Genomic DNA, 12,096 nt, shown 5'->3' with positions numbered 1-12,096 from the left:
CAGTAAAAATCATTATCTATTTATTGAGCGATTTGGGATAGCATCAAGGATTCGAGTGATAAAATACAAGTCCTGATTAAAATTATGATGAATTTAGTTGAAAGCAACCAATAAGCAGAAAAAAATACGAAACTAGCAGATTTTACTCCTGAAGAGGAAACGAACATTTGAAAAAAATCTGAATCCGATTTGCTGTATAAGTGTAACCCCGTCTTAAATGAAGAGCGGGGTTATTATTTTTGGAAGTGATCTCAGTATTTTCATATAGAAGGAAAAAATTAGAAATAAAATCCGAAAATGAGTTGTATGTCCAAAATTTTGAAAGTACGTATACATCTACCGTGGGTTTAGCGCTCTTCACACGTTGGAGGAAGAAGTATTTTATTAGAAAACGATAAAATACTATTCTGTTAGGGGATATATGCATTTTATTCTCTATATTTTCACAGCAAAACCACCTCCAAAATTATCTTTTGTAGTTGAATTTCTCTGAATAATAAGTTACATTTTTAAAGTTCAAGCAACTTTATGACAGTACAAAAAGGGGAGAAATATTGTTATTATGCAAAAAATGAAATGGAAGAACTATGTATGCAATTTTATTATTCTTATGCTTCTTGTAACAGCAGTAACAGTCAAACCAGCTATTTCTAAGGCTGAGGAATCTAATGTTAATATTACATTGTTAGGTACTGCAGATATTCATGGTAGATTTATGCCTTGGGATTATGCGCTTGATGGAGCAAATATGAGTGGAAGTTTGACGCAGCTTTATACGGTTATAAAGAAGGTACGTCAAGAAAATCCAAATACCATATTAGTAGATGCCGGGGATACAATTCAAGGAAACTCAGTAGAATTATTCAACGATAAGCCACAATCGCCAATGATGGTAGCAATGAATACAATGGGATATGACGCCTGGGCATTTGGAAATCATGAATTCAACTTTGGATTAGATACATTGAAAAAAGTTAGTGAGCAATACAAGGGAAAGACGTTAGCAGGAAATATTTATAAGGAAAATGGAGAGCGTTTTCTTCCTGCATATACGATTGTTGAAAAAGGTGGAATTAAAGTCGGGATTATTGGTATGAATACACCAATGATTAGTGATTTTGAAAAAGGGACAGATCATTTGGATGGTTTAGTAGTGAAAAATCCAGTAGAAGAGACAAAAAAGGCTATTAAAGAATTAGAAGATAAAGTAGATGTAATGGTAGGGGTTATGCATATGGGACTAGAAAATGAGAATGGAATCCCAGGTACTGGTGTTCAAGATATTGCGAATGCTTGTCCGGAACTAAGCGCTATTTTTGCAGCTCATATGCATAAACTTGTAAAAAAAGAAGTTGTAAATGGCGTAATTATTACAGAACCAGATAAATACGGAACGCATATTTCACGTATTGACCTTACTTTTACAAAGCAAGATGGGAAGCTTGTTTTAAAAGATAAAACAGCTACCGCTATACCTGTAAAAAATGCTGATGGAACTACAGTATTATCTGATTCTACACTTGAAGAAACACTAACACCTTTTCATGAGTATGCGAGAGGAGATGCAAATGTTGTAGTCGCCCAATTAAAGGCTAGAAACCTTGTTCCTGAAAATGAAATAAAGGGTATTCCAAGTGTGCAGATTCAAGAGACACCTTTATCAGATTTCTTTCATGAAGTCATGCTCCATTACAGTAAGGCGGATGTAGTAGCCCATCAAATTGATAATGATTATGCCCGTTTGGATATAGGTCCTATAAAGAAGAAAGATATTGCTTATAATTATCAATATGCTTTGGGAGAAATTACAGTATATAAGATAACTGGAAAAGATTTAAAAGATTATATGGAATGGGCAGCAGGATATTTTAACTCATCTCGTGCCGGAGATGTAACAGTTAGCTTTGATAAAAATCGTCGTGCGTCTAAATACAGTACGAACGATTTCTTTGGAGGCGTAAAATACGAAATTGACTTAACAAAACCATATGGTAGTAGAATTACAAATTTACGCTCTATTCGTACAAATAAACCAATCAAAATGAGCGATGTTATGACGCTAGGAATGAATGCGTATAGAATGGAGGCCCTTCAGGCAAAAGGGGGAGCTTTAGAGGGACGTAAATTTGAACAAACTTGGTCATCTAAACAAGAGAATGCATTCGGAGAAACAGGTGGAACCATTCGTAACCTTGCTATTACATATTTAAAAGAGGTAAAGAACGGTGTATACACGCCAAAAGTTATGCATAATTGGAAAATTACTGGTGTAGATACACATTCTTCAGAGCATAAGGCTGTAGTTGATCTTGTAAATAAAGGGATTTTAGAAATCCCAAAAACAGAAGATGGAAAATATACAAATATAGCATCTATAAATACTAAAGATTCAATTACAAAAGAAGAGATTGTAGCACTCTCACAAAAAGCTAATATTAATCCAAATCAGTTTAATCATGTAAAAGAAAAGGTGAATTTTACAAAAAACTTAGTAGGATAATTAAATAAATATAAAAAAGATGGCTCTCGTGCAAAAAACTATTAAACTTGGACATACCATTATCCTAAAAAAGTTTGTGATTGGTATGGAAATATAGAGAATCATCGGTAAAAAACCCCCTGGATTCGCTTTGAAAATTCAGGGGGTTTTTCATTTGAATAATTATTGTTTCATTTCTCACTATGTATATTTATAATATGCTTTAAAAGAACATACCTTAAGTTAATAACATGCAATAGATATGTCCTTTTCTATATTTAAATGGGGAGACAAATTTATCTTTGAAAGATATTTTTGACAAGATGAAACTCATATAAGACTTCAGCAGTCTCAAAACGTTACAATCCATGCAGGTATAGACATAAATAACAAAATTATATTGAAAAATCTAACTTGTATATGCGTTGCCTCACCTCACTAAAGTATTTGACTACAATTCTTAAAATAGTAAAGAGTGGTTTTTTATGTTGTTAATAAGATATAAGTGTACTTTGATTAGAATGAATATAGATAATTAACGACTAACCAATTGGATGAGCACCTAAAAGGGCTCATTTTTTATTTTATCGACCACATATATGTAATTTTGCATAATATTACATAAATTTTGTATTTTCTCTTTTTTTCGACATAAATAGACAGTATACTTTGTACAAGCTTTCTATTTCAAAAATTATACGAGGTGAAAAAATGAAAAACACAAAGACATTAACTAAGGTAGCATTAACAACAGGATTAGCTTTAACAGCTGTGGCACCATACGGAATAGGTCATGCAGAGGAAACAGATCAACTTCAAGTTCAAATTCAGGAGGACTCATTCCGTTCAGGTGAACTTACACAACCGTCAAAAAAAACACCAGAGAATGTAGTAAAAGATGCTCTTAAGGAGAAAGCTGAACAAGCTCTTTCTCCAAATCAAGTCAATGGAGAAACAGGAGTAGATTATAAAGTTCTTCAAAAACGTGGTTCGTATGATGGAACAACACTTGTGCGTATGCAGCAAACATACGAAGGAAAAGAAGTATATGGCCATCAATTAACTGCACACGTAGATAATAAGGGTGTTATTAAAAGTGTTTCAGGCGATAGCGCGCAAAATTTAAAACAAGAAGAATTGAAAAAGCCTATTAATCTATCAAAAGATGGAGCGAAACAATATATTTATACGAAGTACGGGAACGATATCAAGTTTATTTCTGAGCCAGAAGTTAAGGAAGTTATTTTTGTTGATGAAAATAATGGACAAGCTAGCAATGCATACCAAGTTACCTTTGAAGCGGCAACACCAAACTATGTTTCCGGAACTTATTTAGTAAATGCACAAAATGGTGATATGTTAAAAAATATGGTACAAGAATCTAACTTAAAAGCAAGTGAAAAACTAGTTGGAGCTTTAAAGGAAAGTAAAAAAAGTAGTCTTACATCATTAACTGGAACAGGAAAAGATGATTTAGGTATATCTCGTTCATTTGGTATTTCTAAACAAAGTAATGGCAAATATGCACTTGCTGATTATACAAGAGGGCAAGGAATTGAAACATATGATGTGAATTACAGAGATATTACTAAAGAAGAAAGCTATTATCCTGGTACACTAGCAACCAGCACTTCAACAACATTTAACGATTCAAAAGCAGTAAGTGCTCATTACTTAGCAACAAAGGTATTTGATTTTTATAAAGATAAATATAAGCGTAATAGTTTTGATAATAAGGGACAAAAGGTAGTTTCAGTTGTACATGCTTGGGATTCTGAAGATACGAACGATCCGAAAAATTGGCAAAATGCATTAAGTGCTAATAATGGAAGTATGCTTGTATATGGCGATCCTATTGTCAAGGCATATGACGTAGCTGGACATGAATTTACACATGCTGTTACTTCTAGCGAATCTAATCTTGAATATTACGGTGAATCTGGTGCGATTAATGAGGCGCTATCTGATATTATGGGAACATCTATTGAGAAATACGTAAATAATGGAAGCTTTAACTGGACAATGGGCGAACAAACTGGATCTGTTTTCCGTGATATGGAAAACCCAGCTTCTGTTCCATCTTCACTTGGAGTACCGTATCCAGATGATTACAGTGAATTTAACGATTTTAATGGATGGGATCAAGGTGGCGTTCATTTTAATTCAAGTATTATTAATAAAGTTGCGTATCTCATTGCAAAAGGCGGAACTCATAACGGAGTAACTGTTAAAGGAATTGGTGAAGATAAAATGTTTGATATTTTCTATTATGCAAATACAGATGAGTTAAACATGACATCTAATTTCAAAGAATTGAAATCAGCATGTATTCGAGTGGCAACTAATAAATATGGTGCGAATACAGCTGAAGTTCAAGCAGTTCAAAAGGCATTTGATGCAGCAAAAATTAAGTAAGTTAGAAATATAGTTTCTATTCGTATATTAATACATTATGAAAAACAGCTAATGTCATTTTAAGGATATTAGCTGATTTTTTACGTAGCAATGTATTAGTGAAAATAAAATTACTAAGCAATAATCAGGCATCTATCTTCAATAAGTTACGACAAATATATAAGATTTCAAGGATATAAAAACAGAAAATTAATAATATATTGACCTCTTAATAGTAAGTGCTATAAAATGAAAGCGATAACAAACGATTGCTTTAAAATGATTTCCCTGATCTTTTAGTATTTACAACTATATTAAGGAAAAAAAATCTATTTTTTTAAGCATTAATGCAAACGTTTTCGTATTAAAAGATCATTGAAATACATACGTGAAAATAGTCAATATGGGGGTGAAGTAAAAGAGATTTCTACATTAATTTAAGCAGTGTAATTTAGTATGAGCATAATAAATAGCTCGTACTATTTAAAGAAAGGGTGTATGTGGTGCAAATTACAAAAAAATTAATTAACAAATCGTTTTTATTACTTACCATAATCGTTATGTTATCATCTGTTTTCTCTTTTCAGAGTGTGAAGGCAGTTTCAAATTCGAAAACAACTGAAGTTATCATTCATTACAAAGAGAAATCTGGAAATACAAAAGACTGGAATCTTTGGGTATGGGGAGAAAATGCAAACGGTAAATCTTATGAATTTACTGGTGAAGATGAATTTGGAAAATACGCTAAGATAAAAATAGATGGTGACTATAATCGTGTAGGGTTTATAGTTCGTACCAATGAATGGGAAAAAGATGGAGGTGATCACTGGGTTGAAAATATAAGGGATGGTCGTGCTGAAGTATGGATCCTTTCGGGTGATGAAAAAGTATATGATTCTAAGCCTTCTTCTGATCTCTCTATTCAAAAAGCTACTATTGATAGTTTTAATGAAATCACTATAAATACTAATATTCCGTTTAATATTAAGGAACAGAAAATTGAAATTGAAGGCGTTAAAATTAAGGGAATTAGTCCTTATGATAAAAATAGTGGAGATATTACTAATAAGGTTAAAATAATTACGGAACAGAAAATTGATTTAAAACAAACATACAAAGTTAAAATAGTAAACTTAGCTGATGCGAATACTGAAATCGGTAAAGTCATTCGTAGCGAGGAATTTGATAATTTATTTTATTATGGTGGTAATGATTTAGGGAATATATATACTCCGCAACATACAAAGTTCCGTTTATGGGCTCCTACTGCGAGTGAAGCGAAGTTAGTTACATATAAAAAATGGAGCGATAAAATAGGTACTGAAATAAACATGCAGCAAGGTGAAAAGGGAACTTGGAAAGCAGAACTTAAAGGGAACCAAAAAGGTCTCTTTTATACGTATAAGGTGAAAATTGGGGATAAGTGGACTGAAGCGGTTGATCCGTATGTGCGTGCTGCTTCTGTAAATGGAGATAAAGGTGCAGTTGTTGATTTAGAAGAAACAAATCCGAAAAAATGGAAAGCAAATAAAAAGCCAAAATTTAAAAATCCGGAAGATGCTATTATTTATGAATTGCATGTACGCGATCTTTCCATTCAACCTGAAAGTGGTATTAAGCAAAAAGGAAAATATTTAGGTGTAACAGAAAAAGGAACAAAAGGGCCTGAAGGTGTAAAAACAGGACTTGATCATATGAAAGATCTTGGTGTTACTCACGTTCAGTTTTTACCGATATTTGATTATGCTTCAGTAAATGAAGAGAATTTAAATGAACCACAATATAACTGGGGATATGACCCGAAAAATTTCAACGTCCCAGAGGGCTCCTATTCTACAAATCCTTTTGAGCCAACTGTTCGAATAACTGAATTAAAGCAAATGATTCAAACATTGCATGATAATAATCTTCGTGTTGTGATGGACGTAGTATATAACCATATGTATAATGCCGCTGAATCAAATTTTCATAAGTTAGTTCCAGGTTACTATTATCGTTATAATGAAGACGGAACATTAGCAAATGGAACTGGAGTAGGGAATGATACCGCTTCAGAACGAAAGATGATGAGAAAATTTATGGTAGATTCCGTCACATACTGGGCAAAAGAATACAATTTAGATGGGTTCCGTTTTGATTTAATGGGTATTCATGATTATGAAACGATGAATGAGATACGTAAAGCTGTTAATCAAATTGATCCTTCTATTATTCTGCATGGAGAAGGCTGGGATTTAAATACACCTCTTGCAGCTGAATTGAAAGCAAATCAAAAAAATGCGGAGAAAATGAATGGAATTGCTCATTTTAACGATAATATACGTGATGGATTGAAAGGGAGTGTATTTGAGGAGAAAGAAAATGGCTTTGTAAATGGAAAGGAAAACATGGAAGACCGTATTAAAAAAGGCGTTACAGCCGGTATTGACTATGATACAAATTCGTCTACTTATCAAGATCCGGAGCAGGTGCTAACTTATGTGGAAGCACATGACAATCATACTTTATGGGATAAACTTGAGTTGACTAATTCAGGTGACAGTGAAGAAATGCGAAAACAAATGCATAAATTATCTTCTTCTATTTTATTAACATCACAAGGTATTCCATTCTTACATGCAGGACAAGAGTTTATGCGCACAAAATATGGTGATCATAATAGTTACAAATCTCCTGATTCTATTAACCAGATGGATTGGTTACGCCGTACAGCATTTAATAATGAAGTAGAGTATATGAAGGGCTTAATAGATTTACGCAAAAAATACCCAGCTTTTCGTATGACTTCTGCAGAGCAAATTAAAAAGTATGTAGCTTTTATCGATGTTCCCAAAAATGTTGTAGCTTATACAATAGATGGAAAGGGAAGTGGGAATAAAAGCGAATACTTTATGGTGGCTCACAATGCAAATAGGGAAGCCGTTGACATAACACTTCCATCGAAAGGTCCATGGAAAGTGCTAGTAAACGAGAATCAGGCGGGAAGTAAAACACTTTACGTTGTCCATGACAATAAAATTAAAGTTCCTGCATTAAGTTCACTAGTTTTAAAAACAGAGAAACCGATTAAATAAAAGCAAATAATGTGAAAGTATATACTGAATTAAGCAAATTGAATAGGGATTGCAAATGAAAAAAGCGAAGTGAAGGTTGTTTTCACTTCGCTTTTAAAGTTAAAGTAATATAATTTCACATACTGTAATTATATTACAATTTAATAAAAACAATAAACAAAAGGAGAAGAACTTATCCAGGTTCTTCTCCTTTTTAATCTGTAATTAAAGTATCCATAGTTGCAGGTATAGGTAGTGTAAATGAACTTTTCTTATTTAATTAACAGAGGATAGGTGTCTGCAAATAAATTATATCAATCAGAAGTTGTTTACAAAGAAATATGCGATTCTAAAATTGTTGCGGAACTAGCCGTTGCATACCGAAAGACCGATATAAACCGAGAGTTACAAGAGTTTTTGAAAATAGCGAAAGGCAAGACGATGAATCCATTTACAAAATGACGAGAAAATGACAAAACTGTAAGAAAGCACGAATGTTTGTAAGAGAGTTCGATGTTTTCCTTTTTCTTTTTTTATTATAGTGAAAAAGAAGAAAGTGATGTCATAAGAGGTTGATATTTTTAGATGATTACAATAATCAAAACTATTCATGTAATGAAAGTATATGGCAATCAGTTAAACACCTTACTTTAAAGGAGGGATTGGAAAATGTCTTTTTCTCAATTCAATATTGATATTTTTCGAGCAATTAATGATTTAGGTAAACAATATTCATTTCTAAACTCAGCCATGGTATTTTTGGCAGAATATATGGTATATATTTTTGGTTTAATTATTATAGCTTATTGGTTTACCGGGTCCAGAAAAAGTAGGATGATGATTATTCAAGCGATGGCTGCTTTTATGATTGCAGAGGTGATTGGAAAAATAGCAGGGGAATTTCATTTGAATTATCAACCGTTTGCAGTATTGCCTGATATTAATAAACTTGTTGACCATGCTGTAGATAATTCGTTTCCTAGTGACCATACGATTATCTTTTTTTCGATTTGTTTTTCATTTTGGCTTGTTCGTAAAAAGACTGGATGGTTATGGCTTATACTTGCATTTTGTGTAGCGATTTCTCGTATTTGGGTAGGGGTTCATTATCCTTTTGATGTTGCAATAGGGGCTTTAATAGGATGTGTTGCAGCGTTATTTTCGTATTGGTTAGTACCGAAATTTTCTTTTATCAAGCAATTGCTTACTCTATATGAAAGAGTAGAGAAACATGTTTTACCATCCAAAAACAAATCAAAGGGATTTTGAGTATAGCCCTTTCTCATCCTCATTATTATTCTACACACGTTGAATGGGTCGATACATTCAATGCACCTATTTACATCCACGAAGACGAAAAAGAATGGGTAGTACGTCCAGGTAACAAAAAAAATTTTGGTCGGGCGAGTCTTTTGAATTAACAAATGGCATTACTTTAAATCGTATTGGAGGTCATTTTAAAGGAGGAACTGTTTTACACTGGAAAGGTAGAAATCATAAAAAAGATATCACAGTTATCCAAATCTGATTCTACTTCCTGCTAGTAAAGTAAGAGAGATGATGGATAAAGTAAAAGGGCTACCATTCAACCGTATTTATAATGCTTTTCATCGAGTCGTGTCAAAGCATGCGGACCTTGCTGTTCAAAAGTCAGCAGATCGATACATAAAAGCACTGCAGAAAACACTTTTTAATACATGAGATGTTTCAATATTACCTGTAGACATCTTTAAGAAATTAAAATAAATAGATAAGTTTAGAGCATGTTATTATCATTTTTTAAAACATGCTCTTTGTATTTAAAATAACACCAACATTACCGACACGTACAAGTTATCAATAATCTTTATGTTGAAAGAATCTTAGCGTACGAATGTTGGTACTACCCCTACTTAGTAATCTCATAATTTAAGGCATGTCTTTGGGGAAGTGTGAGGAGTTCAATCGATTCTGAATAAAATTGATAGTATCAGTTGCAATTTTTTTACGTTTAAGAACAATCCCGGCATGTCCACATGTATAAATATATCGCGTAGGTCTTTCCCAGGATTCCCACAAATAGTCCGTATCCTCAGAGTGCACATATAGATCGTGCTTACCTGAAATTAATAAAATATTTTCTTTTTTTACTTTTGGTAACGCTTGACTCGGTTCAGTGATTTTCCAATAAGCTATTAAATCATCATACGTAACACCATGATGTTCCAAGTCTTCTCTAATAAATTTACCTGGATTTGTCTTCCAAATTGAATAAGAGAGTCGATTCGCGTAGAAAATGGATGCTAACACATCAATTTCTGGTTCAACAAGAGATGTTAAGTTAGTAATAACTCCACCTAAACTGATTCCTATTAAAATCAAGGGACCATTTTTATTTGCTTTAATCCATTTGATCAAAGTTCGTAAATCAGCTACCGCTTGTTTAGTTGCTTCTACAGTTCGTTCAACATTGGCACTTACCATGTACTCTCCACTGTATAGGGATTGGTTCGGTTTTCTGTCAAAATGATATGGTAAAGTGAAATAATACATATTCCACTTCAAGTTGGTCATATGGTCGTGGAATATTTTTTTTACACGTTCGTTAGAATCCATTCTCCAACCGTGAACAAAGATGACATGAGGTGCATCTTCATTTTTATGTAAAAATAATTCCCCAGTGACAGAATCGTTGCGTGAATCACCAGATTGAACCGAGCTTTTATATTTGAATTGTCCAACCATGTATTCCTTTTCTTGTTTTAAATGCTTAATGTTAAAATGAATATGAGATGGTTTTACTTTATAAAAAAATTCTATGTCCTTTATATATAGTGAGGTGTTAGAAAGAGAAGTATACTGGAACTTTACACTTCTTTTTTTGTGCAAATCATACAAGGCGTATCGATCAATGAGTTTTGAAAAAATCAAATTAACCTCCTCCAAAATACATATCGTCTAAAAGATGGACAAAATTTATGCTGTAAATTAATTGTAAAATATTATCTTTTCCTAATAGTAGATGCTTGAATTATAAAACAGGTGGAGAATTTGTATATTATATTATAAAGCTATCAATAAAATAAAACTATAAATATCTTTTACAAAAACCTAAAAAGCAAGTTAATATTCTCATTCATAAAAGAGAACATTAACTTGCTTATTTTCGTATCAAAAGGTACACCTTTTGAAGTGACGTAATTTATATGAAAGACAATGTGTCAATTTGTATATTTAATACAGTGATAGTTACCATGATTTTCGAAGCCTATAGTTAATTAACCTTACAATATACGTCTTTTAGATATATAAATAGCTATATTCATTAGAGAAAGAGTTTTAATCCTTCATGAGAATCTTTAAAACCTAATTTCTTATAAAAGTGTAAAGCTTCTTGTCGTTCTTTATCTGTTGTTAACTGTACTAAATGACATCCCCGTAATTTAGCACGTTGAATAGCCCATTTAATAAGTTTACTTCCTATACCTTTACCACGTTTTGATGAGGCTGTCCGTACACCCTCAATTGTAGCTCTCCAACCCCCTTGACGTACAATGTAAGGCGTAAATGTAATTTGTTGAATACCGACAATCTCCGTCCCATCACACGCTACAATCAACTCGTTATTTGGATCACAATCAATAGCATGAAATGCTCTTATATAACTATCAGGGAGTGGTGTTTCATAGCGCTCTCTTTTATTTCCTAAAACATCATCAGCAAGCATTTTTACAATTTCATCTAAATCATCTGCCGTTGCAATCCTAAATGTTATAGTTTCTGTCACTATCAAAAAACCTCCTTAATGTATGCACTTGTTGCTTTTATTTTACTTGTTTAAATACAAAAGGTTAAATTATAAAATATTATGAGTCTCTATAACTTTTTCTTATAGATAGCATAAAAGCCTAACTTATAAAATTATAAGTTAGGCTTTTTAACACAATATTATTATTAGAGAATCCGACCAACTTCAATAAACCTCCATATTCTTTAATGAAGTTTCATATTTAACAAGCACACATATAACCATCCAAATAGGGTGGTTTTTATTTGTTGTATAGAAATTACGAAATAAGCATGGATTTGTATGCTCTCATTCAATGCTATCTAAAGCCATAACTTCCTTGCCAATATTCAAAACGATTACGTTTTTGAATATGTGTTCCGGTCTTTCTTGACCAGGTTAAT

Annotated in this window: 6 protein-coding genes and 2 pseudogenes; 6 read left to right on the top strand and 2 right to left on the bottom strand. The window is 32.6% G+C overall.

All coding sequences use genetic code 11. The annotated features are described in order from the left end of the window. Positions 1-562: 562 nt before the first annotated feature. From JFU54_RS29080 to JFU54_RS29990, 6 genes and pseudogenes are all read left to right on the top strand, one after another. Positions 563-2,508, top strand: a pseudogene (locus tag JFU54_RS29080) (bifunctional metallophosphatase/5'-nucleotidase). A 682-nt stretch (positions 2,509-3,190) separates the two neighbouring features. Further along, positions 3,191-4,894 (top strand): M4 family metallopeptidase, encoded by a 1,704-nt coding sequence (locus tag JFU54_RS29075; protein ID WP_002189703.1) that lies wholly within the window; start codon positions 3,191-3,193, stop codon positions 4,892-4,894. Between the two features lie 482 nt (positions 4,895-5,376). Then, the gene (gene pulA / locus JFU54_RS29070; RefSeq protein WP_201067637.1) at positions 5,377-7,947 is read left to right on the top strand and encodes a type I pullulanase; all 2,571 of its coding nucleotides are present in this window, start codon (positions 5,377-5,379) and stop codon (positions 7,945-7,947) included. 273 nt (positions 7,948-8,220) lie between these two features. Then, positions 8,221-8,388 carry a type 2 periplasmic-binding domain-containing protein gene (locus JFU54_RS29065; protein ID WP_002141895.1) on the top strand — a complete coding sequence of 56 codons (168 nt, stop codon included), beginning with the start codon at positions 8,221-8,223 and terminating at the stop codon, positions 8,386-8,388. Positions 8,389-8,595: 207 nt separating this feature from the next. Beyond that, entirely contained in the window at positions 8,596-9,195 is a 600-nt protein-coding gene (locus tag JFU54_RS29060; protein ID WP_201067635.1) for an undecaprenyl-diphosphatase, read from the top strand. Continuing rightward, a pseudogene (locus JFU54_RS29990) lies at positions 9,165-9,627 on the top strand (MBL fold metallo-hydrolase); the annotation flags it as partial. The gene JFU54_RS29060 and the pseudogene JFU54_RS29990, both read left to right, overlap by 31 nt. A gap of 207 nt (positions 9,628-9,834) precedes the next feature. Here the strand turns inward: JFU54_RS29990 and JFU54_RS29050 are convergent. Continuing rightward, positions 9,835-10,836, bottom strand: coding sequence for an alpha/beta hydrolase (locus JFU54_RS29050; protein ID WP_002141898.1), 1,002 nt, complete (start codon positions 10,834-10,836; stop codon positions 9,835-9,837). Between the two features lie 394 nt (positions 10,837-11,230). After that, the gene (locus JFU54_RS29045; RefSeq protein ID WP_002032325.1) at positions 11,231-11,692 is read right to left on the bottom strand and encodes a GNAT family N-acetyltransferase; all 462 of its coding nucleotides are present in this window, start codon (positions 11,690-11,692) and stop codon (positions 11,231-11,233) included. Positions 11,693-12,096: the final 404 nt, after the last annotated feature.

Origin of the sequence: Bacillus sp. TH19, assembly GCF_016651075.1 — a bacterium.
Lineage (GTDB): Bacteria > Bacillota > Bacilli > Bacillales > Bacillaceae_G > Bacillus_A > Bacillus_A mycoides.
The sequence above is the reverse complement of the archived record's forward strand: the minus strand, read 5'-3'. Positions and strand labels throughout refer to the sequence as shown.